Source organism: Streptomyces sp. NPDC031474, from assembly GCF_055581185.1.
In genome coordinates this window covers 19,901-46,341 of sequence record NZ_JBVIJX010000028.1, presented here as the reverse complement: position 1 = coordinate 46,341, position 26,441 = coordinate 19,901, and the positions used below count along the sequence as shown (strand labels likewise).

The 26,441-nt window shown below is 72.8% G+C and carries 24 protein-coding genes and 1 pseudogene; 13 read left to right on the top strand and 12 right to left on the bottom strand.

Annotated features, from left to right (window positions below; all coding sequences use genetic code 11):
- Positions 1 to 531: 531 nt before the first annotated feature.
- The 7 genes and pseudogenes from ACZ5SK_RS42115 to ACZ5SK_RS42085 form a co-directional block, all read left to right on the top strand.
- A complete protein-coding gene (locus ACZ5SK_RS42115; protein WP_079664390.1) occupies positions 532 to 1,209 on the top strand; it encodes a FadR/GntR family transcriptional regulator in 678 nt (225 codons plus the stop codon).
- A complete protein-coding gene (locus tag ACZ5SK_RS42110) occupies positions 1,206 to 2,645 on the top strand; it encodes an amino acid permease (protein WP_334582496.1) in 1,440 nt (479 codons plus the stop codon). The genes ACZ5SK_RS42115 and ACZ5SK_RS42110 overlap by 4 nt, the downstream gene beginning before the upstream one ends.
- Before the next feature lie 44 nt (positions 2,646 to 2,689).
- The gene (locus ACZ5SK_RS42105) at positions 2,690 to 3,706 is read left to right on the top strand and encodes an asparaginase (protein ID WP_361709190.1); all 1,017 of its coding nucleotides are present in this window, start codon (positions 2,690 to 2,692) and stop codon (positions 3,704 to 3,706) included.
- Between the two features lie 821 nt (positions 3,707 to 4,527).
- The gene (aspA, locus tag ACZ5SK_RS42100) at positions 4,528 to 5,940 is read left to right on the top strand and encodes an aspartate ammonia-lyase (RefSeq protein WP_079664392.1); all 1,413 of its coding nucleotides are present in this window, start codon (positions 4,528 to 4,530) and stop codon (positions 5,938 to 5,940) included.
- A gap of 48 nt (positions 5,941 to 5,988) precedes the next feature.
- Positions 5,989 to 6,927: a glutaminase gene (locus ACZ5SK_RS42095; protein ID WP_334582494.1), complete on the top strand. Its 939-nt coding sequence runs from the start codon at positions 5,989 to 5,991 to the stop codon at positions 6,925 to 6,927.
- Positions 6,928 to 7,064: 137 nt separating this feature from the next.
- Complete coding sequence (gene mptB, locus ACZ5SK_RS42090; RefSeq protein ID WP_361709134.1) at positions 7,065 to 8,471, top strand: polyprenol phosphomannose-dependent alpha 1,6 mannosyltransferase MptB; 1,407 nt, start codon at positions 7,065 to 7,067, stop codon at positions 8,469 to 8,471.
- Positions 8,468 to 9,319: pseudogene (locus ACZ5SK_RS42085) on the top strand (glycosyltransferase family 87 protein); the annotation flags it as partial. The gene mptB and the pseudogene ACZ5SK_RS42085, both read left to right, overlap by 4 nt.
- Before the next feature lie 272 nt (positions 9,320 to 9,591).
- Here the strand turns inward: ACZ5SK_RS42085 and ACZ5SK_RS42080 are convergent.
- Together ACZ5SK_RS42080 and rho are read right to left on the bottom strand one after the other, a co-directional pair.
- Entirely contained in the window at positions 9,592 to 10,806 is a 1,215-nt protein-coding gene (locus ACZ5SK_RS42080) for a D-alanyl-D-alanine carboxypeptidase family protein (RefSeq protein ID WP_334582492.1), read from the bottom strand.
- Between the two features lie 108 nt (positions 10,807 to 10,914).
- Entirely contained in the window at positions 10,915 to 12,057 is a 1,143-nt protein-coding gene (gene rho, locus ACZ5SK_RS42075; RefSeq protein ID WP_334582491.1) for a transcription termination factor Rho, read from the bottom strand.
- Positions 12,058 to 12,507: 450 nt separating this feature from the next.
- Here rho and ACZ5SK_RS42070 point away from each other — a divergent pair, with 450 nt between their 5' ends.
- Positions 12,508 to 13,398: a hypothetical protein gene (locus ACZ5SK_RS42070; protein WP_334582490.1), complete on the top strand. Its 891-nt coding sequence runs from the start codon at positions 12,508 to 12,510 to the stop codon at positions 13,396 to 13,398.
- A 10-nt stretch (positions 13,399 to 13,408) separates the two neighbouring features.
- Here the strand turns inward: ACZ5SK_RS42070 and ACZ5SK_RS42065 are convergent, their stop codons facing one another.
- Complete coding sequence (locus ACZ5SK_RS42065) at positions 13,409 to 13,816, bottom strand: nuclear transport factor 2 family protein (RefSeq protein ID WP_334582489.1); 408 nt, start codon at positions 13,814 to 13,816, stop codon at positions 13,409 to 13,411.
- A 76-nt stretch (positions 13,817 to 13,892) separates the two neighbouring features.
- Here ACZ5SK_RS42065 and ACZ5SK_RS42060 point away from each other — a divergent pair, with 76 nt between their 5' ends.
- A complete protein-coding gene (locus ACZ5SK_RS42060) occupies positions 13,893 to 14,456 on the top strand; it encodes a PadR family transcriptional regulator (protein ID WP_334582488.1) in 564 nt (187 codons plus the stop codon).
- Positions 14,457 to 14,461: 5 nt separating this feature from the next.
- Positions 14,462 to 15,187: a class I SAM-dependent methyltransferase gene (locus ACZ5SK_RS42055; protein ID WP_334582487.1), complete on the top strand. Its 726-nt coding sequence runs from the start codon at positions 14,462 to 14,464 to the stop codon at positions 15,185 to 15,187.
- 40 nt (positions 15,188 to 15,227) lie between these two features.
- Here ACZ5SK_RS42055 and ACZ5SK_RS42050 read toward each other — a convergent pair whose 3' ends face one another.
- The 6 genes from ACZ5SK_RS42050 to ACZ5SK_RS42025 form a co-directional block, all read right to left on the bottom strand.
- Entirely contained in the window at positions 15,228 to 16,394 is a 1,167-nt protein-coding gene (locus tag ACZ5SK_RS42050; protein WP_334582486.1) for a serine hydrolase domain-containing protein, read from the bottom strand.
- A gap of 99 nt (positions 16,395 to 16,493) precedes the next feature.
- Positions 16,494 to 16,898 (bottom strand): nuclear transport factor 2 family protein, encoded by a 405-nt coding sequence (locus ACZ5SK_RS42045; RefSeq protein WP_334582485.1) that lies wholly within the window; start codon positions 16,896 to 16,898, stop codon positions 16,494 to 16,496.
- Positions 16,899 to 16,909: 11 nt separating this feature from the next.
- The gene (locus ACZ5SK_RS42040; RefSeq protein WP_334582484.1) at positions 16,910 to 17,878 is read right to left on the bottom strand and encodes an acetylxylan esterase; all 969 of its coding nucleotides are present in this window, start codon (positions 17,876 to 17,878) and stop codon (positions 16,910 to 16,912) included.
- 87 nt (positions 17,879 to 17,965) lie between these two features.
- Positions 17,966 to 18,553 carry an Rv1733c family protein gene (locus tag ACZ5SK_RS42035; RefSeq protein WP_334582483.1) on the bottom strand — a complete coding sequence of 196 codons (588 nt, stop codon included), beginning with the start codon at positions 18,551 to 18,553 and terminating at the stop codon, positions 17,966 to 17,968.
- Between the two features lie 110 nt (positions 18,554 to 18,663).
- Positions 18,664 to 19,434, bottom strand: a complete 771-nt coding sequence (locus tag ACZ5SK_RS42030) for a ferredoxin reductase (RefSeq protein ID WP_334582482.1) — start codon at positions 19,432 to 19,434, stop codon at positions 18,664 to 18,666.
- Positions 19,427 to 20,032, bottom strand: coding sequence for a sulfite oxidase-like oxidoreductase (locus ACZ5SK_RS42025; protein ID WP_334582481.1), 606 nt, complete (start codon positions 20,030 to 20,032; stop codon positions 19,427 to 19,429). Before ACZ5SK_RS42025 ends, ACZ5SK_RS42030 begins: the two co-directional genes overlap by 8 nt.
- Before the next feature lie 211 nt (positions 20,033 to 20,243).
- Between ACZ5SK_RS42025 and ACZ5SK_RS42020 the strand changes: the two genes are divergently transcribed.
- Both ACZ5SK_RS42020 and ACZ5SK_RS42015 read left to right on the top strand, forming a co-directional pair.
- Positions 20,244 to 21,176 carry an NADP-dependent oxidoreductase gene (locus ACZ5SK_RS42020; RefSeq protein WP_334582480.1) on the top strand — a complete coding sequence of 311 codons (933 nt, stop codon included), beginning with the start codon at positions 20,244 to 20,246 and terminating at the stop codon, positions 21,174 to 21,176.
- Entirely contained in the window at positions 21,173 to 22,024 is an 852-nt protein-coding gene (locus ACZ5SK_RS42015) for a GNAT family N-acetyltransferase (protein WP_443041371.1), read from the top strand. The genes ACZ5SK_RS42020 and ACZ5SK_RS42015 overlap by 4 nt, the downstream gene beginning before the upstream one ends.
- Positions 22,025 to 22,042: 18 nt before the next feature.
- On the opposite strand, the gene ACZ5SK_RS42010 is transcribed toward ACZ5SK_RS42015, so the two are convergent.
- A complete protein-coding gene (locus tag ACZ5SK_RS42010) occupies positions 22,043 to 22,480 on the bottom strand; it encodes a MarR family winged helix-turn-helix transcriptional regulator (RefSeq protein WP_334582479.1) in 438 nt (145 codons plus the stop codon).
- Between the two features lie 215 nt (positions 22,481 to 22,695).
- Here ACZ5SK_RS42010 and ACZ5SK_RS42005 point away from each other — a divergent pair, with 215 nt between their 5' ends.
- Entirely contained in the window at positions 22,696 to 23,559 is an 864-nt protein-coding gene (locus ACZ5SK_RS42005; protein WP_457495787.1) for a putative protein N(5)-glutamine methyltransferase, read from the top strand.
- On the opposite strand, the gene ACZ5SK_RS42000 is transcribed toward ACZ5SK_RS42005, so the two are convergent.
- Positions 23,552 to 24,247 (bottom strand): hypothetical protein, encoded by a 696-nt coding sequence (locus ACZ5SK_RS42000; protein ID WP_334582477.1) that lies wholly within the window; start codon positions 24,245 to 24,247, stop codon positions 23,552 to 23,554. The two genes, ACZ5SK_RS42005 and ACZ5SK_RS42000, sit on opposite strands and share 8 nt — an antisense overlap.
- Before the next feature lie 117 nt (positions 24,248 to 24,364).
- Positions 24,365 to 26,428: a SpoIIE family protein phosphatase gene (locus ACZ5SK_RS41995; RefSeq protein WP_468577587.1), complete on the bottom strand. Its 2,064-nt coding sequence runs from the start codon at positions 26,426 to 26,428 to the stop codon at positions 24,365 to 24,367.
- Positions 26,429 to 26,441: the final 13 nt, after the last annotated feature.

The following is a 26,441-nucleotide window of genomic DNA, read 5'->3' as shown; positions in this document are numbered from 1 at the left end:
GACGGTCACCGGTTCTGGGCGGTGCCCACTGGTTCTGGTCAGCGGCGAGCGGCGTTGAGCAGGGGCCACCGCGCTGGCCGGCGGCCACCGGCTCTGGGCAGCGCCCACCGGAGCCGAGCAGCACCCACCGGTTCTGGGCGGGGCCCACCGCGCTGGGCGGGGCCCACCGCGCTGAGCAGCGTCCACCGCGCTGAGCGGTGCCCACCGGTTCTGGTCAGCGCGCGCCCGGCGTTGAGCAGAGGCCACCCGGAGCTGAGCAGGGGCCACCGCGCTGAGCAGTGGCCCCCGGCTCCGGTCGGCGGCCACCCGCTTTGAGCAGTGTCGAGCGGTTCTGCGTGGTGGCCACCGGCTCTGGGTAGTGCCCGCGGTGAAAGTCCTTCAGGGGGCGGGAAGTTGTCTTTCAGGGCTCCCGCCGCCTGAATTTTTTGTTTCCGTTCGTCTTGACAGCGGCCTCGGGCCACCCGGAGTATCACTCCCGTGAACCTGTCAGACAGCCAGACAGGTGGTCGGGGCCCGCGGCGCGTCAGCGCGATGGAAGCGGTCCTCACCCACCTCCGCGGCGCCATCGAGCGCGGCGAGTACGCCATCGGCGACAAGCTTCCCTCCGAGGCCGAGCTCTGCCGCACCCTCGAGGTGTCCCGGCCCGTCCTGCGGGAGGCCCTGCGCGCCCTGCAGACCATGGGCCTGACGGTCGCCAAGACCGGCAAGGGCACCTTCGTGATCGCGAACACCGTCGAGGACCCCACCTTCGGCGACTACGCGGCCAGCGACCTGCTCGAGGTGCGCCGCCACGTCGAGATCCCGGTCGCCGGGTACGCGGCGCTGCGCCGCACCCCGGAGAACCTGGACCACCTGGCCCATCTGCTCGACCGCATGGAGCGGGAGACGGACACCACCGCGTGGGTCGCGATGGACACCCTCTTCCACCTGGCCGTCGCCGAGGCCGCCCAGAACCCGGTGTTCCGCCGGGTCATCGAGGAGATCCGGGACGCACTGGCGCGTCAGTCGGCCTTCCTCAACGAGCTGGGCGGACGGCGCGAGCAGTCCAACCGCGAGCACCGGGCGATCGTCGAGGCGCTGATCGACGGTTCCGAGCCCGACGCGGTGGAGGCGATGAGCCACCACCTCGACCGCGTCGAGACGACCCTCACCGACATCGTGCGCGCCCCGCGCACGAACCCTCACCTGGAAGGCGGACCCGCGGCGTGAGCGACCAGCACCTCAAAGACGAGACGCGTACCTCCCCCCGTCACGTCGACGCCGGAGACGAGGGCTACAGCAAGGCGCTGAAGTCCCGTCACGTCAACATGATCGCCATCGGCGGCGCCATCGGCACCGGCCTCTTCCTGGGAGCCGGCGGCCGCCTCGCCGACGCCGGACCCTCCCTCTTCATCGCCTACGCGGTCTGCGGCGTCTTCGCCTTCCTCGTCGTGCGCGCCCTCGGCGAACTCGTCCTGTACCGCCCGTCCTCCGGCGCCTTCGTGTCCTACGCCCGCGAGTTCCTCGGCGAGAAGGGCGCGTACACGGCCGGCTGGATGTACTTCCTGAACTGGGCCACCACCGGCATCGCCGACATCACCGCGGTCGCCACCTACACCCACTACTGGGGCATGTTCTCCGACATCCCGCAGTGGGTGATCGCGCTGATCGCCCTGGCCGTGGTGCTCACCGTGAACCTGATCTCGGTGAAGATCTTCGGCGAACTGGAGTTCTGGTTCGCCATCGTGAAGGTCAGCGCACTGGTGATCTTCATGTGCATCGGCATCTTCCTGCTGGTCACCCAGCACCAGGTCGACGGCACCACCCCCGGCCCGTCCCTGATCACGGACAACGGCGGCGTCTTCCCCAACGGCCTGCTGCCCATGCTGCTGATCATCCAGGGCGTCGTCTTCGCCTACGCCTCGGTCGAACTGGTCGGCGTCGCCGCCGGTGAGACCGAGAACCCCGAGAAGATCATGCCGAAGGCGATCAACTCGATCATGTGGCGGGTCGGCCTGTTCTACGTCGGCTCGGTCGTCCTGCTGTCGATGCTGCTGCCCTGGAACAAGTACACGTCCGGCGAGAGCCCCTTCGTGACGGTCCTGTCCAACATAGGCATCCCGGCCGCGGGCGGCGTGATGAACCTCGTCGTGCTCACCGCCGCCATGTCCTCGCTCAACTCCGGCCTGTACTCCACCGGCCGCATCCTGCGCTCCATGGCGATGTCCGGCTCCGCCCCGAAGTTCACCTCGGTCATGAGCCGCAGCCAGGTCCCGTACGGCGGCATTCTGCTCACGAGCGGTATCTGTGTCCTGGGCGTCGGCCTGAACTTCGTCGTCCCGGCGGACGCCTTCGAGATCGTCCTCAACTTCGCGGCGATCGGCATCCTCTCCACCTGGGGCATGATCATGATCTGTCACTTCCTCTTCTGGCAGAAGACCCAGAAGGGCGAGCTGACCCGCCCGAGCTACCGGCTCCCGGGCTCCCCGTGGACCGAACTCGTGACGCTGGTCTTCCTCGTCTCGGTCCTCGTCCTCATGTACGCCGACGGCGGCGCGGGCCGCACCACGGTGCTGTGCCTGCCGCTGATAGCCGCGGCGCTCGTCGCCGGCTGGTACGCCATCCGCCGCAACCTCGCACGCACCGCGGCCAAGGCCGACGTGTGAGCCCGGCGCCGGCCCACGACAACCCACAAGTGATCCAGGCAGTGATGTACAGCAGTTCCCTCGCCCAAGCCCCCGCGATCCGCGAACCCCTCCACGCCCCCGTCGCCCACCTCGTGCGCGGCGGCGTGACGGAGGGGATCCACTACGGCTCCGTCGTCGTCCTCGGCACGAGCGGTCAGGTCGACTTCCAGCTCGGCGACATCGAGGCCGCGTTCTACCCGCGCTCGGCGCTCAAGCCCGTCCAGGCCGTCGCCATGCTGCGGGCCGGCCTGCCGCTCGACGGCGAGCTGCTCTCGCTCGCCGCCGCCAGCCACTCCGGCGAGGAACGCCACCTCGCCGGTACCCGGCGGATCCTCGAGCTGGCGGGCGTCACGGAGGACGACCTGCGCAACGTCAAGGACATGCCGTACGACCCGGCGGTCCGCGACGCGTGGACACGCGAGGGCCGCGCGCCCTCCCGGCTGGCGCAGAACTGCTCCGGCAAGCACGCGGCCATGCTGTACACCTGCAAGCTCAACGGCTGGTCCCTCGACGGCTATCTCGACCCGGAGCACCCGCTCCAGCAGGCGATCGCCGAGATCGTCGAGGACCTCACCGGGCAGCGGATCGCACGGGTCACCGTCGACGGGTGCGGCGCCCCTCTCTTCTCCGTCTCCCTGCACGGCCTCGCCAGGGCCGCCGCCCGCATCACCACGGCGGCCCCGGACACCCCGGAGGCGAGGGTCGCGGACGCCATGCGCGACCACGCCGAGATGGCCTCCGGCGCGGGCAGGGACGTCGCCGCCCTGATGCGGGCCGTCCCCGGCCTGCTCGCCAAGGACGGCTTCGAGGGCGTCGAGGTCGCCGCGCTCCCGGACGGCCGCGCCGTCGCCGTCAAGATCTCCGACGGTGCGAACCGCGCCCGCGTCCCGGTGACGGCGGCCGCCCTCGCCCGCGCAGGCGTGGACCCCGCCCTCCTCACCGAGTTCGCGGGCGAACCCCTCCTCGGCGGCGGCGAACCGGTCGGCTGCGTCCACCCGGTACGCGCCCTCGACCCGCTCACCGCACGCGCCTGCGCCTGACCCGCACGGACCACTGATGCGGCTGCGCTGTCCGCCCGGGCCTCCGGCCGACCGGACGGAGTCCCACGCCGGCCGCCCGGTGCGCCCGGTGACCGCTCGGCAGGGGCGCGGTCGCAAGTGCGGCCGGCCCGGCCGAGCGTCCACGGGCGTTCATGGGCCTGGGGGTGGCCCCGCGAAGCCGTCGCGGGGGCGCCGCTCCGCCGCTCGACCGGTGTGGCCGTCGCCTCGGCGGCACGGTTCAGGCGGGCGGTCGACGCGCGGTGTCCGGTGCCGTCGAATCGGGCGCCCTCGCCTCGGGCAGCCCGTCCGGTGGCCATCGCGCGGCCCGTCGTCGCGCCGGGCCGGTGCCTTCGGTGTGCCTCGGCCCGGCACGCGGCCGCGGCGCACAGGCGTCGTCGGGCGGCCGTGGCCGCCCGGCTCGGTGGGGGCATGCCCGGCACGGATGCTCGACCGGCCCGACCGGGCACCGGCCGTGGCTCAACCGGTCCCGCGCCTGCCCGAGGCTCGGCGTGTCGCGTGCCCGGGCCGCTCGGCCAGGTGCCGTCCGGTGGGCGTGTCCCCGCCCGACGCGCGCCGTGTGCGGGCGCCCGTCGGCCGGCCCTGCACGGCTGCCCGGGTCGCGGCGCGCGAGGCGCTCGTGGGGCACCGGGCTCCGGCCGCCTCGCGCGGGCGGTCCCTGAACCACCGGTCCGGTCACCGCCGGACCGGTGTCCCGACCGGCTCGGGCGGGCGTCACCCCGTACCGCCCGAGCCGGCCCCCATCCTCCGACCGACCTCACTCACCCGCTCCTCACTCACCCTCAGAAAGAGGCCGCACCCTCATGACCGTCGCCGCCACCCGCAGTGAACACGATCTGCTCGGAGACCGGGACGTCCCCGCCGACGCGTACTGGGGTGTCCACACCCTGCGCGCCACGGAGAACTTCCCCATCACCGGGACGCCGATCTCCGCCTACCCCCACCTCATCGACGCCCTCGCCGCCGTCAAGGAGGCCGCCGCGCTCGCCAACGAGGAGCTCGGTCTGCTGGCGTCGGACAAGGCGGCCGCCATCGTCGCCGCCTGCCGTGAGATCCGGGCCGGGAAGCTGCACGACCAGTTCGTCGTCGACGTCGTCCAGGGCGGTGCCGGGACCTCGACCAACATGAACGCGAACGAGGTCGTCGCCAACCGTGCGCTGGAGCTGCTCGGCCACGCCAAGGGGGAGTACCGGTACCTGCACCCCAACGAGGACGTCAACCTCGGGCAGTCCACCAACGACGTGTACCCGACCGCCGTCAAGGTCGCGACCGTGTTCGCCGTGCGCGGGCTGCTCAAGGCGATGGCCGTGCTCCAGGACGCCTTCGGCCGCAAGGCGGTCGAGTTCCGTGACGTGCTGAAGATGGGCCGTACCCAACTCCAGGACGCGGTGCCGATGACCCTCGGCCAGGAGTTCTCGGCGTACGCCGTCATGCTCGACGAGGACCGCAGCCGCCTCGCCGAGGCCGTCGAGCTGATCCACGAGATCAACCTCGGCGCCACGGCCATCGGGACGGGACTCAACGCCCCGGCCGGATACGCCGAGTCGGCCCGCCGTCACCTCGCCGAGATCACCGGCCTGCCCCTCGTCACCGCCGCGAACCTCGTCGAAGCCACCCAGGACTGCGGTGCGTTCGTCCAGATGTCGGGGGTGCTCAAGCGCGTCGCCGTCAAGCTCTCCAAGAGCTGCAACGACCTGCGGCTGCTGTCCTCCGGGCCGCGCGCAGGCCTGGGCGAGATCAACCTGCCGCCGGTGCAGGCAGGTTCGTCGATCATGCCCGGCAAGGTCAACCCGGTGATCCCCGAGGTCGTCAACCAGGTCGCCTTCGAGGTGATCGGCAACGACGTCACCATCACCATGGCCGCCGAGGCCGGACAGCTCCAGCTCAACGCCTTCGAGCCGATCATCCTGCACTCCCTGTCGGAGTCCATCACCCACCTGCGCGCCGCCTGCCTCACCCTCGCCGAGCGCTGCGTGAACGGCATCACCGCCAACACCGAGGCGCTGCGCGCGAGCGTGGAGAACTCCATCGGCCTGGTCACCGCCCTCAACCCGCACATCGGGTACACGGCGGCCACCGACATCGCCAAGGAGGCCCTCGTCACCGGCCGCGGCGTCGCCGAACTCGTCCTGGAGAAGGGCCTGTTGCCCGCCGAGCGACTCGCTGATCTGCTGCGCCCCGAGGTCCTCGCCGGCAGCGGCTCGCCCCTCGTGTAACACCTTCTGGACCTGCGACGAACGCGCCAGGACCGGCACGGAGGCACAATGGTGATCATGACAACGACGTCGTCCCTGCCCTTCCAGCCGGTCCTGGAACGCATCGCCGAGGAGATGGAGCGCACCCCCGGCCGCGGGCGGCCCGCCGACTACATCCCGGCGCTCGCCGCCCGCGATCCGCGCAGCTTCGGCATGGCCGTCGCGGAACTGGACGGCACGGTGTACGGCGTGGGGGACTGGCGGGAGCCGTTCTCCACCCAGTCCCTCACCAAGGTCTTCACCCTCGCCCTCGACCTGGCCCGCGAGGGCGACGAACTCTGGGAGCACGTGGGCCGCGAACCCTCCGGCAACCCCTTCAACTCCCTGGTCCAGCTGGAGTACGAGAACGGCATCCCGCGCAACCCGTTCATCAACGCGGGCGCGCTCGTCGTCACCGACCGCCTCCAGACCCGTACCGGAGACGCCTCCGGCGAACTCCTGGATTTTCTGCGCGCCGAGAGCGGCAACCCCGCGCTCGACTTCGACGAGGAGGTCGCCGCCTCCGAGTCCGCGCACGGCGACCGCAACGCCGCCCTCGCCCATTTCATGGCGTCCTACGGCAACATCGACAACGACGTGCCGGTCCTCCTCGACCAGTACTTCCGTCAGTGCTCCCTCACCGCCTCCTGCGCCGACCTGGCCCTGGCCACCGGCTTCCTCGCCCGGCACGGCGTCCGCGCCGACGGTGCCCGGCTGCTCACCCGCAGCCAGGCCAAGCAGGTCAACGCGGTGATGCTGACCTGCGGGACGTACGACGCGGCCGGCGACTTCGCCTACCGCGTCGGACTGCCCGGCAAGAGCGGTGTGGGCGGCGGCATCATCGCTGTCGTGCCCGGCCGCTGCACGCTGTGCGTGTGGAGCCCGGGCCTGGACGAACGCGGCAACTCGGTGGCGGGCGTGGCCGCCCTGGACCGCTTCACGACCCTGACCGGACTGTCGGTGTTCTGAGCCGGGCCGACGGTGAGGACGCCGGGCCCGTGGAACTCGTCGCTCCGGCGAAGACCTCACAAGCCGGTCACACGCAGGCCGCCGCCCGGAGGGCGGAACGTCGCTCTCCGGCCACCCGGCGTTGACACGATGACGGAGTGTTGGCCAAGGCATTCCCCATCGATCTCCGTCGCTGTCAGGTGCTGGGCCTGGCCGGCACGGCCTGTCTCGCGCTCGGCGGCGAGACGGCCGGCGCGCTGCCCGCCCGCGAGCTCCTGGCCCCGTCGTCGGTGCACGCCGCGCTCGGTCTGGTCGGCGTGTACTGCGGACTGGTGCTGCTGACCGCGGCCTGGATCCTGCTCGGCCGTCTGGTGCGCAGCGCGGATCCGCCGACCCCGCGCGCCCTCGTCCTGGTCCTCGTGGTCTGGGCCGCGCCGCTGCTCATCGCGCCGCCGCTGTTCAGCCGGGACGTGTACAGCTACCTGGCCCAGGGCGCCATGGTGGACGCGCATCTCGATGTGTACGCGCACGGTCCGGCGCGGCTCGGCGGCCCGCTCGCCGACGAGGTCGCCCCGCTGTGGCGGCACACCGGAGCCCCGTACGGCCCGGTCTTCCTCGCCCTCGCGGGCGCCCTGGCCGGCCTGACCCGAGGCGCCCTGTCCGCCGGGCTGCTCGGCATGCGATGCGTCGCGCTGTTCGGGGTGGCGCTGATGACGGCCGCCCTGCCCCGGCTCGCCCGGCACTGCGGCGCCGACCCGGCAGCCGCGCTCTGGCTCGGCGTCCTCAACCCGCTGGTGCTGCTGCACCTGGTGGCCGGCGCCCACAACGACGCGATCATGCTGGGCCTGCTCGGCGTCGGCCTGGTCGCCGCTCTCGGCCGCCGCCCGGTGCTGGCCACCGTCCTGGTCACCCTGGCCGCCCTGGTCAAGGCGCCCGCGGCCCTGGGCCTCGTCGCCATCGTGGTCCTACAGCTGCGCGCGGGCCGCCGCCCGGCTCCGACCCTGCTGACGACGGGGGCCGCGGCCGCCGCCACCACCGTCGCGGCGACGGCCGTCGCGGGCACCGGATACGGCTGGATAGGAGCCCTGGACACCCCGGTCTCCGCGCAGAACTGGGCGCTCACCAGCCTGCTCGGCCGCGCCACCGGCGCCCTCCTCGAGCACGTGGGCAGCGATCTGGCGCCCCTGGCGATCCCTGTCTGGCATGTGCTGGGACTCGCGTTGACGGCCGTCGCCCTCGTCGTCATCTGGTGGCGGCTGCGGCCGCGCCCGGTGTACGCGCTCGGTCTGAGTCTCGCCACGGTGGCCGCGTTCGGCCCGGCGATCCGCCCCTGGTACGCGCTGTGGGGACTGTTCCTCATAGCCGCGGCCGCCCCCGACACCCTGATACGTCACCGGATGGCCGCCGTGGCCGGCGTCCTCGCCCTGGCCGTTCTGCCCGACGGCGACCCGGCCGACACGGGACGCCTGGTGCTCGCCGTCTCCGGCGGGGCGCTCGCCCTGGTCGTCCTGTGGCAGGCCCATCTCGCGGCGCGGACGCCGACCGCTTTGGGGCGTCCGGCATGAGAACGATCGCCGTCCGGGCTGTGAAACCGCCCCGCACCGAACGAGGCCGTCTCCTGCTGGTCCTCGCCCTCGCCGTCGGCGTCGCCGTCTTCACCGCGACGGTCCCGCTGCTGCGGGACTGGTTCGATCTGCGTGTCTACTACGGCACCGTCAACAGCTGGATCCACGACGGCGGCCGTGTCTACGACTACCGCGTGCCGGGCACGTCGTACGGCTTCACCTACCCGCCGTTCGCGGCCGTCGTCATGCTGCCGATGGCGCTGATCGGCCTGCGCACCGCGATCCTCGCCGCCTTCCTGCTCAACCTGACGGCGCTGGCCGTGGCCGTCCGTGTGCTGGTCGGACCGTGGTGGCGGCGCCACGGCTGGTACGGCGCCGGCCTCGCCGCCTGCGCCCTCGCCCTGTTCGAACCGTTGCGCGACACGTTCAGCTTCGGGCAGGTCAACCTGCTGCTGCTGGCCCTCGTCCTGACCGACGCCTGGCTGCTGGCGGCCGGCCGGACCCGCTGGGCCGGGGTGGGGATCGGCCTGGCGGCGGCGGTGAAGCTGACGCCCGCCCTCTTCATCGGCCTGCTGCTGGTCGCCCGCCGCCGACGGGAGGCCGCCGTGGCGACGGCCGTGGCAGCGGCCGCCACGGGGCTCGCGGCCCTGATCGCCCCGGACGCCTCGCGCTTCTACTGGACGTACGCCATGTGGGACACGAACCGGGTGGGCCGGCTCGACTACGTCTCCAACCAGTCGCTCCAGGGCGTCCTGGCCCGGCTGGGTGTGGAGAGCCGGGCCGTCTGGGCGGTGCTGGTCCTGGTGGTGCTGTGCTGGTGGGCGTGGCGGGCCCGGCGGGCGGTGGCCGTGGGCGACTGGCAGGCGGCTTTCGCTCTCACCGGTCTCACCGCCTGTCTGGTCAGCCCCGTCACCTGGGTGCATCACCTGGTCTGGCTGCTGCCGTCGTTCGCCGTGCTGATCCGCGCGGGGCGCCCACGCGTGGCGGGCGCCCTGTACGCGGTGCTGTGCACCAGCGTGGTGTGGCTGTGGTTCCACGACGCGTCCGGGGTCGACGGCTTCCTCGGCAGCAACATCTACACATGGATCACGCTCGGTCTGCTGGTGTGGCTGCCGGTCGGTCATCTCCCCAAGGCGCGGCGATCGGCGAGCCGCAGCGCGAACGCCACGGCGGCCCCGCCCATTACGGCGGCACCCGCGACGCATGCGGCCTCCGACCAGCCGGGAGCGTCGTCGACCGCGCTCGCGGCGGCGACGGGCGCCGACGCGGACGCCGGCGTCGGGCCCGGCACCGGCTGAGGACGCGGGTGGGCCCGCAGCGCGTCCAGCGAGCCCACCGCGTCGACCCGCCCGGCGGCCGCGAACCCCCAGTCCAGCAGCTCGCGGGCCTCTTCGTAGACGGCGAACCCGTCGCCCGCCCGGGGGTTGAGCACCGTCACGACGAGGGTGCGTCCGCCCCGGCGGGCGGCGGCGACCAGGGTGTTTCCGGCGTTGCTGGTGTAGCCGTTCTTGATCCCGATCAGACCCGGATACGGCTCGACGCCGTCCGCCCCCGTCAACAGCCGGTTGGTGTTCGTGATCTCGTACGGCCAGCCGTCGTCGCCCGGGAAGGCCGCCTCCGCGGTGCCGCAGTACCGCGCGAAGTCCGGGTTGCGCAGCCCCGCCCGCCCGAACACCGCCAGGTCGTACGCCGACGACACCTGGCCCGCGGTGTCGTATCCGTCGGGCGAGCGCACGTGTGTGTCCAGGGCGCCCAGGGACCGTGCCTTGTCCTGCATCCGGACGGCCGTGGCGTGCCAGCCGCCGCTCAGCGCCGCCAGGACGTGCACGGCGTCGTTGCCGGAGTTGAGGAACACCCCGCGCCACAGGTCGGCGACCTGGTACGTGTGTCCCTCTGCGACCCCGACGAGGCTGCTGCCCGGCCCGAGGTCCATGAGTTCCTCCTCCCTCACCCGGTGCCGGATCCCGCCGGGCAGGACCGGCAGCACCGTGAGGGCGAAGAGGGTCTTCAACGTGCTGGCCGGGGGCAGCTTGCGGTGCGCGTTCGACGCGGCGAGCACCGCGCCGGTCCGCGCGTCCGCCACCAGCCACGACAGGGCGGAGACGTCCGGGACCTCGGGGGCGCCCCGGTGAGGCCTGACCTGCGTGCCGGAGCGGTACAGCAGGGACGGCCGCGGCGTCTTCATCCGTGGCGCACCGACGTCGGCGGCTCCGCCGGGCGCTCGGGGGTCCGGGCCGGTCCGAGCGGCGACCGCGGCGGGCCCGAGGACCAGGGCGCCTGCCGCACAGAATGTGCAGGCCGCCACAGCGACCCGGGAAGAGAATCCGATCGTCATACGATCAACGTAGGAATGAAGGCGGCGTTCGGGGCGCTGCCCGTGCCGAGCGGGTACCCGTGAGCACCCGGATGCCGCACGTTCGGCGTCGGACGGCTTGAGGCGACGTCAGGCGGCCGGCAGTGTCGGCTGGATGCGGCGCAGGAAGGTCGCGTTGTCCGGGGTCGTACGCATCCGCTCCAGGAGCGTCTCCAGGTTCGCCTGGCCGTCCCGTGTCTGCAGGGCCCGGCGCAGGCCGCGCATGGCCGTCAACTCCCCCGGGGAGAGCAGGAGTTCCTCACGGCGGGTGCCGGAGGTGTTGATGTCGACGGCCGGGAAGACGCGACGCGAGGCGGGTTCGCGGTCGAGGCGGAGCTCCATGTTGCCGGTGCTCTTCAGTTCCTCGAAGTAGAAGTCGTCGGCGCGGGAGCCGGTTTCGACGAGCGCGGTGGCGAGGACGGTGAGCGAGCCGCCCTCCTCGGCCGCACGCGCGGCGCCGAAGAACCGCTTGGGGCCGATGAGGGCGGTCGCGTCGACCCCGCCGCTCAGGGTGCGGCCACCGGCGGCGGCCGCGTTGTTGTGGGCCCGGCACAGCCGGGTCAGCGAGTCGAGGAGGATCACGACGTCCTCGCCCGCCTCGACGAGTCGCTTGGCACGCTCGATGACGAGTTCGGCCAGCGCGATGTGCTGCCTGGGCGTCCGGTCGAAGGTCGAGGCGTACACCTCGCCGCGCACGGAGCGCCGCATGTCGGTGACCTCCTCGGGCCGCTCGTCGAGCAGGACGACCATCAGCCGCGCCTCGGGATGGTTGCCGGCGACGGCGGCGGCGAGCTGCTGGAGCAGCACGGTCTTGCCGGTCTTCGGCGGGGCGACGATCAACCCGCGCTGGCCCTTGCCGACGGGCGCGAGGAGATCGGCGACGCGTCCGGCGAGCCCGGCCGCCGGGTGTTCCAGGCGGAGCCGCTCGTGCGGGTGGACGGGGGTGAGGTCACGGAAGTGACGGCGGGCGGGCAGTGCGTCGGGCGTACGGCCGTTGACGCGGGCGACCTCGGTCAGCGCGCGCTGGGTGCCGCGCACTCCTTCGACGAGGTCGCCCTTGCGCAGGCCGTGACGGCGGATCAGCGCGGCCGGCACCTGGAGATCGGCGGGCGTGGGCAGGCAGTCCGCGGAGCGCAGCTGCCCCTTCCCGCTCGCGTCGATGTCGAGGACGCCGGCGGCGACCCGGGCCGGAGGCTGCTGTTGCACAGCGGGGCGTTCGAGAGTGGTGGTCATGGTGGTCGGTCCTTTCACGGACGGAAGGCATGAGGCATGCGGAGAAGGGGGGAGCGGCCGCGAAGGGAGGGCGCACTGCGCACCTCGGGCGGCGGAAGACAGCACCTCGGCGATGGCAGAAACGAGCCGTCGGTGAGGTGGTGCGGGAAAGCCGTCGCACCGGCCGGAAAGGGCGGGTGATGCGGCGAACTGAACGAACTGAAGAAGAACTGGCACCGGCGCCCGAACAGGGGGCGTACACAAGTGCTATCGGCAATGTAGCACACCGGTCGACTCCGACGGCGTCAACGCGCGCACGGCATCGCTTGTTCCATGCGGCACATCCGGCACAGTGCACAGGAGAGGTCGGGGACAACTCAACCTCTTCGAGGTTTACCGCACATGTCCCCAGAGGGTAACGATCCGTCACAGCAAGGGACTTGACCGCCAAATCTGCCCTATCTTCACGACATGTCCACGCCGCCTCAGTCTCCGCAGCAGCCGGAGCAGCCGTCCGAGGCGCCGGCCCAGCCGAGCGCGTACCCCTACCCGCATCCGCAGTCGCCGGCCCCCGGCGGGCCGCTGGCCTTCCCCCCGGCGGCGCCCGCGACCCCCGCCGGCCCGCACAGCGTCTATGCCCAGCCGACCCTGGTCGGGCAGCCCGTCCAGCCCCAGCCCGGCAACCCGTACGCCCAGCCGGGCCCGTACCCCGTCGTCGGCCCGCCGCCCACGGCGGGCGGCGGCGCCGGACGCGCGGTCCTGTGGGCCGTGGTCGGCGCCGTGGTGGCGTCGGCCGCGTGGGCGGCCGGTGTCTTCCTGGTCGGCGCCGGAGCCGATCCGGACCTGCGGGGCTACCCGGCGCCGTCCAACCTGTGCAACTCCACCGATTACTCGTCCTTCAAGGAGGAGTACCCGCAGAGCGACGGCGCCCCGACCCACAACAGCCTCGAGGACGACGCCCTCGACGAGGGGCTCTGCAGCCTCAGCCTGAAGAAGACCGGGTCGAGCTACTCGGACGCGTACCTCTCCGTCCAACTGGACCGGCACAAGAAGACCGACCCCGGGCCCGAGTTCACCGCCACCTGGAAGAACTACGCGGACAGCCATACGGGTTACGACGTGGACGCCGTCACCGGCATAGGCGACGAGGCCTACCTCGTCAGCGACGACACCACGTCCGGCTCGTCCAGCGGTTCCCTCTACGCCACGCTCGCCGTGCGCGACGGCTGGGTGACCTACACGATGAGCTACAGCGCCTACTACTCCTCCTACAGCACCGACACCGATCCGCCGAAGCTGCAAGCGGTCTCCGACTGGCTGAAGGCGGACACGAAGACGACCCTGGGAGACCTGAAGGACTGAGGCCGGAGCGTCAGGAGGCGGCGGCCGACCGGGCCTCCGCCTCCTTCGCGATCTCCTCGAAACGCGCGCCCATGGCCGCCGCGAGAGCCTGCGCACCGGACAACGGGCGCACCATGACGGTGAGTTCGTCGATGAGTCCGTCCTCGTTCAGATGGATGAAGTCGCAGCCGGACAGCTGCCGTTCACCCACCCGGGTCGTGAACACCAGCGCGTGGTCGCGGCCGTCGCCGCCGCCGAGTTCCCGCTCGTACCGGAAGTCCTCGAAGATCCGCACCACGGCGCGCAGGATCGCCGCGGTGATCGCCTTGCCCGGGTACGGCTTGAACACGACCGGGCTGGTGAACACCACGTCCTCGGCCAGCAGCGCCTCGACGGCGTCGAGATCGCCGGCCTCGACCGCTTCACGGAACGCGCGCATCGGATCACCTCATTTGGATATTAAATTTGTTGAGTAGACGCAGATGAGAATAATCACCTGCTGCTACCGTGTCCATATGTCCCTCAAGTACGCCGTCCTGGCCGCCCTCCTGGACGGCGAGGCCTCGGGCTACGAACTGTCGAAGGTCTTCGACGCCTCCCTCGCGAACTTCTGGCCCGCGACCCCGCAGCAGCTCTACCGCGAGCTGGAGCGCCTCGCGCAGGACGGCCTGATCGAGGCGCGGGTGGTGCAGCAGGAACGCCGGCCCAACAAGCGGATGTTCACCCTCACCGAGGCGGGCCGCGAGGACCTGAGCGCCTTCGCCGCGACCCCGCCCCGTCGGCCCACCGCTCTCCGCGACGAACTTTTCGTCAAGATCCAGGCGGCGGACGCCGTCGACCCCGAGGTGACCCGTGCGCTCATCGAGGAACGCATGACCTGGTCGCGCGCCAAGCTCGACCGCTATGAGCGGCTGCGTGACCTCCTCCTCGGCGGGCGCACGGAGGACGTGTACCTGAGCGAGGCCGACCGGATCGGCCCCTACCTGACCCTGATGGGCGGCATCGCCTTCGAGGAGACGAACCTGCGCTGGTGCGAGCGCGCCCTCGCGCTCCTGGAGCGGCGGACCGCCGTAGGGTGACGCAGATGTTCAGCCCCGAAGGCCCCACCCTGCGCGAACTCGCCGTCCAGGCCCTGTCGTCCGTCGAGCGCGGCTACGACCTCCTCGCCCCGAAGTTCGACCACACGCCGTTCCGCACCCCGGACTCCGTCCTGGACGCGGTCGCCTCGGCCCTGAAGGAGTCGGGGCCCTACGAGGACGGCCTCGACCTGTGCTGCGGCACGGGCGCCGGGGTCGACGTCCTCGCCACGGTGTGCCACGGCCGCGTGACCGGGGTCGACTTCAGTGCGGGCATGCTCGACGAGGCACGCGGCCGGAGCCGTCCGGCGGGCCCGCGGGTGTCCTGGGTGCGCGCGGATGCCCGCGCCCTGCCGTTCACCGCCGGCTTCGACCTCGTCGTCAGCTTCGGCGCGTTCGGGCACTTCCTGCCCCGTGAGCTGCCGGGCCTGTTCGCCCAGGTGCACGGGGTGCTGCGGCCGGGCGGCTGCTTCGCGTTCCCGCTGGTCGCGCCGCCCCGGCCGTACTCTCCGGTCTACTGGATGCTCCTCGGCTTCGACACCGTGATGCGGGTGCGCAACGCCCTGTGGCGGCCGCCGTTCGTGATGTACTACCGCGCCTTCCGGCTCGGCGAGGTCCGGCGCGAACTGGAACACGCCGGGTTCCGCGTGGACCTCCGCGCCCTGCCCGAGTTCGGGACGAGGAGCGACGGAAGTCCACGCGTGCGCATGGTCGAGGCGCGTCGGGCGGACTGAGGCCACGGCCCCCGCGTTGCCGCTTCCGGCGCCCGGTTCGTCACAGCGCGCTGTACAGGGCGTCCACCAACGCCGTCTTGCGCGGGTCGTCGGCGATGTGCGGCCCCATACGGTTCATGACGTACCCCAGCGACACCCCCGCCTCCGGGTCCGCGAGCCCGCAGGAGCCGCCGAAGCCGTCGTGTCCGAACGCGCGCGGGTTGGGTCCGTACGATCCGTTCGGACCGCTGAGCCACAGCCCGAGCCCGATCTCGGTCTCGTGCTCGAATCCGGCCCCCAGCACGATGTCCCGGCAGCTGCCCTGCCCCTGCCGGACCCGCTCGGCCGCCTCCGCGGACAGGACGCGGCGGCCGCCGTACGCGCCACGGCCGGCGAAGATCCCGTACAGCGCGGCGATCGCGCGCGCCGTGCCGTGGCCGTTCGCGGCCGGGAGCTCCGCGGCCCGCCACCGCGGCGAGTTGGCCTCGGCCGCGCCGGCCAGGGGGTTGGCCAGGGCGGCCAGGGCCACGGGCGCCAACTGGCCGAAGACCGCGGCCTGTTCGGTGGACGAGGCGGCCTGCGGATGCACCAGTTCGGCCGCCCGGTCCGCCTCCTTCTCCGGCAGTCCGATGGTGAAGTCGAGGCCCAGCGGGCCGGTCACCTCCCGCTCCAGGAAGGCCCCCGGCAGCAGCCCCGAGACCCGCCGCACGACCTCGCCGACCAGGAAGCCGTAGGTGTGGGCGTGATAGCCGGACCGGGTGCCCGGCTCCCACCAGGGTTCCGTGGCCGCGAGACGGGCGGTGGTCAGCTCCCAGTCGTAGAGCTGCTCGAGCGAGTGCGGCTCCCGCAGCCCTGCCAGGCCCGCGCGGTGGGAGAGCAGATGCCGGACGAGGATCTGCTCCTTGCCCGCCGCGGCGAACTCCGGCCAGTACGCGGCCACCGGCGCGTCGAGGTCGAGCAGCCCCCGGTCGGCGAGGATGTGCGCGCACAGCGCCGTCGGCCCCTTCGACGTCGACCAGACATTGACCAGCGTGTCCCGCTCCCACGGGCGCGTGCGCGCCGGATCGGCCCAGCCGCCCCACAGGTCGGCCACCGGCACGCCGTCGACCGTGACGCACACCGCGGCGCCCAGCTCGTCGCGGTCGCGGAAGTTCTCCTCGAAGGCGGTGCGCACCGCGGTGAACCGTGGGTCGCAGTGGCCGTGAACCTGTGGCACGTGCTCGGACATGGGGCCTCCGTCGTCCGCGGGACCCCGGACCGCGACGGTGCGGCCCGGGCACCCCGAACATACCGACTGGTCGGACTGGAGGGAAGCCGCCCGGCCGGATCACAGGAGGAAACGGCGCCCCGCCGGTTCCCGGTGACCCTCGGCCGTATGCCAGTAGTCCCGTGTCTCGACCGCCAGACCGGCGTCGTCGAACCGGACGAAGACACAGCCGGCCAGCGTCACGGCCGCCCCGTCCTCCTCGGACAGCACCCGGAACTCGGCCACCGCGACGCCGTCCGCACCGACCACCGGGGGCGAGAATCGCACGTCGGCCACCCGCTCCGCCGCGAACGACCAGCGCAAGTACGCCGCCAACTCGTCCCGCCCCCGGTGCGGTTCACGAAACGGCATCGAGCGGTGGACGCAGGCCTCGGCGTACAGCTCCAGCAGCGCGTCCACGTCGTGCGCCGCCCAGGCCCGCTCCCACACCGCTGTGAACCGTTCGGCGGCGGCACGCGTCTCCACCGGCCGGCCGCTCAGGCGTACGAGCGCAGCCAGCGCAGCTTGGCCCGCTCGTGGTGGGGGCCGCCGCCCTCGTGGTCGTTGAAGTCGTACACCTCGATCGTCTTGTCCTCGTGCGCCCAGGCGTTGAAGGCGGCGAACACGGTCGACGGCGGGCAGGTCTGGTCCTCCAGGGCCGCCGAGAACAGGGCGGGAGCCGAGGCGCGGGACGCGAAGTGCACGCCGTCGAAGTACGCCAGCGTGCGCAGGGTGTCCTGGGTGCGGCCGCGGTGCGTCTTGAGGAACAGGCCGATCTCACGGTACGGGTGACGGTCCGTCAGGGTCGTGGCGCGCGGGAAGTCGCACAGGAACGGCACGTCCGGGGCGACCGCCGCCAGGTCGGGCACCAGTCCGCCGACGGCGATCGAGAGACCGCCGCCCTGGCTCCCGCCGAGCGCCACGGTCCGCGAGGCGTCGGTCAGCGGGTGGGAGCGGGCCGCCTCGATCGCGCGCACCGCGTCCGTGATCACCCGGCGGTAGTAGTAGTTCTCGGGAGCGTCGATGCCCTGGGTCATGAAACCGGGGTAGGCGGGCGCGCTGCCCACCGGGTCCGCGGTGCCGCCCCCGCCGCCCCACGCGCTGCCCTGGCCACGGGTGTCCATGACGAAGTACGCGCGGCCCGTCGACGCCCACAGCAGGTGCTCGTGCGGCAGACCGCGCCCGCCGCCGTAGCCGACGAACTCCACGACCAGGGGCAGCGGTTCCTCGGCCCCGGCGGGCGTCATCAGCCAGCCCTTCACCGGGTGGCCGCCGAACCCGGCGAACGTCACGTCGAAGACCTGCACGGTGCTCAGGCCCGTGTCGACCGGCTCGAAACGGGCGTCCAGGTCGTGATCGCGGGCTTCCTGGAGGGTCTTGGACCAGAACGTGTCGAAGTCCTCCGGCTCGATGGATGCGCTGCGGTACTCGTGGAGCTCCTCGAGGGACAGGTCGAACAGGGGCATGAAGGACCGCCTTTTGTTAAGTGCCCGTACGAATGCAGCCACCCTATGGGGGCGGCAGAAGGCCTCGCCAGACCCTGGCCAGGAGCTTCAGGCGGGCCTGCGACGGGTCCACTGCGGCTCGGTACGGGTCCACTCCTGTTCCCACTCGTCCAGCCGGTGGCGCATCGCCACCCGGCGGACCACGGCGTGCCCGAGCAGCACCGCGGCGGCCGCGCCGCCGGCCGCGCACGTGCCCATCGTCAGGGCGTGCTGCCACACCATCGTGTCGTTCGGCGGCGGCGCGACGCTCCGCCCCCGGTCGTCGAACCACACCTCCACCACGTCGCCCTGGCGGGTGCCCGCGGGCACCCGGGCGGCCGCCGTCCGCACGTGTTCACCGGGCGGCGTCCAGCGCACGCTCACCCGGACCGTCTGCCGGCTGCCGCCCTCCACCGAGGGCACGGCATCGGGCGGACGGCCCACGACCTCGGCCCGCACCCGATGACGTTCGGCCCGCTGCCGGTCCGCGGCCGCCTGGGCGTCGTCATGGGCCCACCGGCCCGCGAGCACCCCGGCCAGCGGCACGGCGACCAGCAACAGCAGGGCGACGGCCAGCGCCGTCCACGCCTCCACGATGTCCGACCGGCGTCGTAGCGGATTGTGCCGCCAGCGCCAGCCGCGCACCCGGGTTCGCATGTCGACCTCCTCGCCGTCACGCGTACGAGTGCCCACATGAGTGTCGTACTCCGTTCGGAGTACATCGTTTCACGCATCGTTCACGACGGCTCCCTGGAGCCGGGAGAGTGTCAGCCGAAACGTTCGATGCGGACGCGGTCCACCGGCTGCCCGGCCTCCACCAGCAGCCGCGAGGCGTGCTCGGCGAACCCGTTGGAACCGCACACATACGCCTCCCAGCCGCCCCGCGGCGCCTGCGCGAGCAGCGGAGCCACCTGCTCGGCGGTGAGCCGGCCCACCGGCACGCCCGCCGGCGCGCTCCTGGTGAACACCGGCGTCGTCTCCGTGCCGTACTCGTGCGCGTAGATCAGTTCCTCGGGGCCGCGCGCGGACACCAGCAGCCGCAGCGGCACGTCGAGGCCGCGGGCCCGGTGGTGGCGGACCATCGACATCAGCGGGACGACCCCGGAACCGGCGCCGATCAGCAGCGCGGGCCGGTCGCCGGGCCAGGCGAAGAAGCCGCTGAGCGGGCCGCGCACCTCGACCTCGTCACCCGGCTCGGCGACGGTGTGGAACCAGCCCGAGACCTCGCCGCCGTCCACATGGTCCAGGGTCAGCTCGATGTGGCCGTCGTCGTCGGGCGCGGAGGCGATCGAATAGTGTCGCTGAGCGGTGTAGCCGTCGTCGGCCGTGAGCCGCAGCATCAGATGCTGGCCGGGCAGGTGCCCCGCCCAGGCCGGCACCGCGAACCGGAAGGTGGCCGCCCACGGGGTCTCGCGGCGGATCTCGGTGAGCGTGGCCGTCTGCCACACGGCGGCGTCCCGGTTGCTCACGGCGATCCGGCCCGGCACGGCGAACCGCGTCGGGGGCGTGAAGGCAGGCGCCGGGAACGTCTCAGTCACCGGAGTACCTCTGCTCCTGCCAGGGGTTGCCCCGGGCGTGGTAGCCGTTCTGCTCCCAGAAACCCGGCTCGTCGTGGTCGAGGAGGCGCAGGCCCGCGATCCACTTGGCGCTCTTCCAGAAGTACAGGTGCGGCACCAGCAGCCGCGCCGGACCGCCGTGCTCGGCCGCGAGGGGCTTCCCGTCGTACTCCCAGGCGATCCAGGCCCGGCCGCCGGTGAGGTCGGACAGGGGGAGGTTCGTGGTGTACCCGGTGTGCGAGTAGGCGACGGCGTGGGTCGCCGTCGCGGCGGGCCGGACGGCCGCCAGGAACGCGTCCAGGGACACGCCCGCGAACCGCACGCCGAACTTCGACCAGCTGGTCACACAGTGGATGTCGCCCTCGTACACGGACTCCGGCAGCGTGTGCGCCTCGTCCCAGTCCCAGGTGCGGGGCGCCGCCACCAGCCCGTCCACGCGGAAGGTCCAGTCGGCGGGCGCGAGGTCGGGTGTGACCTCGGCGGACAGCACGGGCCAGTCGTCGCCCGCGTCGTACTGGCCGGGGGGCAGCCCCGGATTGAGGACGCGGGGGCGTCCGGCGAAGCCTCGGGTGACGTTCATACGGTTCCAGCGGGAGCGCGACGGCGGTTGGTTACGCAGTCAACCGTACGTGCAAGTCGGGAGCGCTCCGCACCGGGTCCGCCCGCCGATCATTAAGCCCGTATGAACACTCCCGACGGCCGGGAATACCCCCTCGGCTCCCCGCTCTTGAACGTGTCGTTCCGGATCCAGCGGTCCAGCGGTCCGGTGCCAGCGAAGGAGAGTGGGAGCAATGCCGAAGGCGTACGTCTTCACCCGGTACGGCGGCCCGGAGACCGAGGCGCTCATCGACCTGGACCGGCCCCGGCCCGGGCCCGGCGAGGTGCTCGTCGCGGTGCGGGCGGCGGGAGTGAACCCCGTGGACTGGAAGCAGCGCACGGGCTACCGGCGCCCCGGCGAGACGGATGAGCGGGTGTTCCCCTCGGTCCTGGGCAACGAGGCGGCCGGCGTCGTCGAGGAGACCGGCGAGGGCGTCACCGGGTTCGCGCCCGGCGACCAGGTGTTCGGCACGGCGGTCGCGGGCGCCTACGCCGAGTACGCGCTGCTGGCCGCCGGCATCACCGCGCACAAGCCTGCCGGGCTGTCCTTCACCGACGCGGCGACCCTCCCCGTGGCCGCCGCGACCGCCTACGACGGCGTCCACCAGCTCGCCCTGCCCAGCGGGGCGACGCTGCTGGTCACCGGCGCGGGCGGCGGGGTCGGGGCCGCCGTCGTGCAGATCGCCCACGCGCTTGGGCTGCGGGTCGTGGGCGTCGCGAGCGAGGGCAAGAAGGACTTCCTGGAGTCGCTGGGCGCGGTGCACGTCCCGTCCGGCGAGGGCTGGGCCGACGCCGTGCGGTCGGCCGCCCCGGACGGCGTCGACGGCGTCTACGACCTCGTCGGCGGCGATGTGCTCCACGAGGCGGCCGGCCTGGTGCGGGACCGCTCCCGGCTGATCACCGCCGGCGCCCCGGCCGAGGAGGTCGAGCGGCTGGGCGGCGCGCGGGTGGCGCGCGCCCGCAACGCGGCCGTCCTGCAGGCGGTGGCCGACCTCGTCGTCCGCGGCGCGCTGAACCCGCACGTCACCCTGACCCTCCCGCTGGAACGGGCGGGCGAGGCCCTGCGCGAGGTGGAGAACGGCCACGCCCGCGGCAAGGTCGTCCTTGAGATCGGAGCGGCGATATGACCGTCCCCGAGCCCCCACGCCTCCCGGACCCGAGGAGCGAGGAGCCGCGCGACGCCCCGGGCGCGGACCTCCCGCCCGTCCCCGCGCGGCACGGCGCCGAGCCCCGTGAGCCGCGCGGTCTGGACGGCGCCGAGCCGCGGCATGTCCTCGACCATCCCGCCCTCGCCTCCCTCACCGGGCCGCACGCCCGGTTCGCCGAGCGTCGGGGGCGCATCCTGCGCTACCCGGTCGACGTGTCGCCCTGGCTGGCGATGCCGGACGACCCGGACGCCGACGACTGGGCGGACCTCGCCGCGCTCGCCGGCCCCGGCGCGGAGGTCCCGCTGCTCGGCTTCCGCGGCGAGGTCCCGCCCGGCTGGGAGATCACCTTCCACGGCGAGGGCGTACAGCTCGTCGACGACGGCGTGGCCGCCGCGCCCGACCCGGAGGCGATCCGCCTCGGCCCCGCCGACGTACCCGAGATCCTCGACCTGGTCGCCCGCACCCGGCCGGGCCCGTTCGAGCCCCGCACCATCGAACTCGGCACCTACCTGGGCCTACGCCGCGACGGCGCCCTGATCGCCGTCGCCGGTGAGCGTCTGCATCCGCCGGGCTGGACCGAGATCAGCGCGGTCTGCACCGACCCCGCCTTCCGTGGCCAGGGCCTGGCGACCCGGCTGGTCCTCGCCGTCGCCCACGGCATCCGCGAACGCGGCGAAACCCCCTTCCTGCACACCGGCGCCGGCAACACGAACGCCATCCGCCTCTACGAGTCCCTGGGCTTTCGACTGCGCCGCACCTCGCAGTTCCTGGCAGCACGGGTCCCGGAGCGGCTGGGGGAGGAGCGGGAGGCGATGCCGGTGGCGTAGCCGGGGCGAGGAGAAGGGCTACGGGCCTGTGGCGGGGCCGGTCCATGCGTTGTACCGCGTCAGGTACTCCGCGAAGCGGGCCAGATCCTCCGGCGGCCACTGCGCCAGACGTTCACGGAAGGCCGTGCGGCGGCTTTCGGTGACCTGGGCGAGGATGAGGCGGCCGGCGTCGGTGAGGTGGAGTACCTGGACGCGGTGGTCCTCGGGGTCCTGGCGCCGTTCGATCAGGGCGGCGCGCTCCAGGGCGGCGACCTGGCGGCTCACCGTGGACTTGTCCAGGGCGTAGTGCGCGGCGAGGTCGGTGGCACGGCAGCCGCCGCTCTCCTCCAGGTGGCCGAGGAGCGTGTACGACACCAGCGACAGCTCGGGGTGCAGCCGGCCCGCCGAGGCCCGGGCCCGCCGGGCGAAGACCGTCATCTCCCGCTGGATCGTCTCCACGGCCTCGGCTGCTTCCACTGACTCTCCCTCACTCTCCTGGTTGCATAGTACAACCGGAGGTGTTGGGGTAGGGTGGCCGTCCGGCTGCGGATGCTCCCAGTCGTGCGAGGCCGAGGAGGTGAGACCCATTACCGCTGTGTCAGGTCGGGTGCTCTCACCTCGTGTCGGCGTGGACCGCCGCCCGTAGGCGACCGCGAGAGCGCCCTTCGGCTTCCGAAAGGCTTCTCGGCTCCATGCCCTCTCCTTCTTCGCCTTCTTTCTCCTCCTCTTCTTCGCCCTCCCCTTCTGTTTCTTCTCTTTCAGAGCGTCAGCCGGCGCCCTCTTCCTCGGTCCGTGACGGCCTCGTCGCCGTTCTGCGGGCCGCTGGCTGCGTCTTCGCCGAGGACGAGGCCGAGATGATCCTCACCGCGGCCCGGACCCTGGACGAGGCCGCCGCCATGGCGGAGCGCCGTGCATCGGGTCTGCCCCTCGAACACGTCGTGGGCTGGGCCGAGTTCCACGGTCTGCGCATCATCGTCGAGACGGGCGTCTTCGTGCCCCGCCGCCGCACCGAGTTCCTCGTCGACCAGGCCCTCGCCGCGGCGCCGCACGCCTGCGTCGTCGTCGACCTGTGCTGCGGCTCGGGCGCGGTCGGCGCCGCGCTCGCCGCCTCCCTGGAGCAGGTCGAACTGCACGCCGCCGACATCGACCCGGCGGCCGTGCGCTGTGCGCGGCGCAACGTCGCCGGGCACGGCGGACACGCCTACACCGGCGACCTGTTCGAGGCACTCCCCGCCCAACTCCGCGGCCGCGTCGACATCCTGGCCGCCAACGTGCCGTACGTCCCCACCGGCGAGGTCCCGCTGCTGCCGGCGGAGGCTCGTGAGCACGAGCCGCTCACCGCTCTCGACGGCGGCGGCGACGGGCTGGACGTGCTGCGCCGGGTGGCCGCCGAGGCGCCGCGGTGGCTCGCCCCCGGCGGCTGCCTCCTCATCGAGACCAGTGAGCGTCAGGCCCCGGCCGCCGTCGAGGCGTTCACCGACGCCGGCCTGGCGGTGCGTCTGGCGCAGGACGAGGAGCTGTACGCCCACGTGGTCGTCGGCACCAGGGTCAGGTAACGGCGCCGCTGCCCGTGGGGCTGGGGGAGCGGTCGTCGCCGCGGTCCCACGGGCCGTGCCCCGGGAAGCCGCGGCGCCGACTGCCCGGGCCATGGTCGTCGAAGGCGCCCGACAGGACGCGGGCGGCCGTGTTGGTGTCGCCGGAACGGGACCCGACGACGTACACCGTGTCGCCCTTCTTCAGCGAGCCTGCCCCGGAACCGGAGCCGCCGTCGGACCGGACGGAGGTGTCCGAAGGCACCGTCCACGTCCACGACGCGCCGTCCTCGCTCTTGACGGTGACACGGTCGTCGTTCACCTTCTGCACCGTGCCCCGCTGCCACACGCGGACGACCCACTTGCCGGTGTCGCGATCCTTGACGGTCGCCTCACCGTGCACCGCGTCGCCACCCATGCCGAACCACGGGCCACCGTGACCGTGCCGTCCGCCGGGGCCCTCGGAGGAGGAGGCGGACGGCGACGCGGAGGGCGAGCCGCCGTCCGAGCCGTTCGTCGCCGCGTACGCCACGGTGCCGCCGAGCGCCAGAACGGCGACGGTCGTGGCCGCGATCACCGCCCGCCCGCGGGCGGACCGCCGCTGCCACAGTGCGCGCAGGTGGGTGTGTTCCCGTTCCTCGTCGACCGGTCCCGACAGCAGTTCGACCTCGTGCGGCTCTTCCGGTTCTTCCGGCTTCTGCGGCTCCTGCATCACGGCTCACTCTCCTCGGCCACGACGGCGGCACCACTGCCACGCCTCACTGTGATTGTCCGAGGCGCCCGACAAGGAACCGGTAACAGCAGCCTGTGAATCGCGGCGAAGGGCCGGCTAGGCAGTGGACCGTGCCCGTGCCACCAGCAGCGCCACGTCGTCGTGGTTGTCGGGATGGTGCAGCGCGCTCAGCAGCAGGTCGCACAGCTCCTCCAGGGGGCGCGCGGGGTCGTCGAGCAGCGCCAGCAGCGCCTCCAGACGCTCGTCGAGGGAGTGCACGCGGGTCTCGACGAGCCCGTCCGTGTACAGCACGAGCTGGTCGCCGGGCGCGAAGTCGACGTCGGTCGTGGAGAACGCCACCCCGCCCACGCCCAGCGGCACCCCGGTGGGCAGGTCCAACAGCTCCGGCGGCCGGCCGGGACGCACCCGGGCGGGCGGCAGATGTCCCGCGTTGGCGATCCGGCACTGCCCCAGCCGGGGGTCGTGGACGGCGTACACACAGGTGGCGATGGAGTGGTCCAGGCCCTGGGTGATCCGGTCGAGGTGCTCGAGCAGGACCGCCGGGTCCAGGTCGAGGGAGGCCAGCGTGGTCGTCGCGGTGCGCAGCCGGCCCATCGTCGCGGCGGCGTCGATGCCGCTGCCCATCACGTCGCCGACGACGAGCGCCGTCTTGCCGTCCGGCAGCGGGATGACGTCGAACCAGTCGCCGCCGACCTCGGTGGTGGCCCCGGCCGGCTGGTATCGGGAGGCGACCTCCAGGCCGCCGGTGACGGCCGGATGACTCGGCAGCAGGCTGCGCTGCAGGGTGAGCGCGGTGGTGCGGGCGTTCTGGTACCAGCGGGCATTGTCGATCTGCACGGCGGCGCGCGCGGCCAGTTCGCGGGCGAGCAGCAGGTCGTCCCGGCCGAAGGGGAGCGGATGGTGGATCCGCTTCAGGTCGAGGGCGCCGAGCACCTCGCCCCGCGCGATGAGCGGCACGGCCAGATAGGAGTGGACACCCGCCCGGGCCAGCAGCTCGGCCGACTCGGGGGAGCGGGCGATACGCGTGAGGTCCTCGTCCTTGACCTGCGCGACCATGACCGGTTGGCCGGTGCGTACGCACTCCGTGATGAGCCGCTGCGGCCCGTAGCGGGCGACCTGGCCGGGCGGGTCGGAGGCCTGAAGGGCGTCGGGTGCGTTGTACACCCGGACCGCCAGGGCGCGGATCACCGCGTCCTCCGCGGGGCCGAGGCTGGTGCGCCGGCCCGCCACCACGGCGTCGAGCAGTTCCACGGCGGCCACGTCCGCCAGTTCCGGCACGGCCACGTCGGCCAGTTCGCGGGCGGTGCGCTCCAGGTCCAGGGTGGTGCCGATCCGGGCCGAGGCATCCGCGATCAGCGCCAGCCGGCGGCGCGCCGACTCCGCCTCGACAGCCGCCCGGTGCCGGTCGGTGACGTCGACGACCGACGCGGCCACGCCCAGCACGGTGCCACGGGCGTCCTCCAGGCGGTAGAGGGAGACCGACCAGGCGTGGTCCTCGTCGGGGTCGGCGGGGGTGCGGCCGACCGTGAACCGGTCGACGAGCGGCTTTCCGGTCCGTAGCACCTGGCGCGCCGCGGACTCCAGGAGCTCCGCGTCCACCCGGGGCAGCACCTCGGGGACCGTACGCCCGAGGTGGTCCTCGGCGGGCACACCGTTGATCCGTTCCATCGCGGAGTTGACCGAGACGTACCGCAGGTCGGTGTCCAGGACGGCGAGGCCGTTGGGGGACTGTTCGACCATCCGCGTGGACAGGGCCACATCCCGCTCCAGCCGGCGCACCGTCGTGCGGTCGGCGGCGAGGCCCAGGGCGTACACGTCGCCCCGGTCGTCCATGAGCCGCATGTTGCGGAACTCCACCAACCGGGTGGTGCCGTCCTTGCGCAGGATGGGGAACGCCCCCGCCCAGCTCCGGCCGGTGGCCATGACGTCCGCGAACAGTTTCACCACCAGGTCGACGTGCTGCTCGTTGACCATCACCCGGGCCGCGTAGCGCCCCAGCGCCTCCTGCGCCGAGTAGCCGAACAGCTCTTCGGCCTGCGGACTCCACAGCGCGATACGGCCTTCGGTGTCGAGTACCACCGAGGCCACGTTCAGCACGTCCAGCAGCCCGCTGGGGCCTGTCGGGCCACTCTCGGCCGCGGACGATCCGCCTGCACTCATGCCACGCACCGCC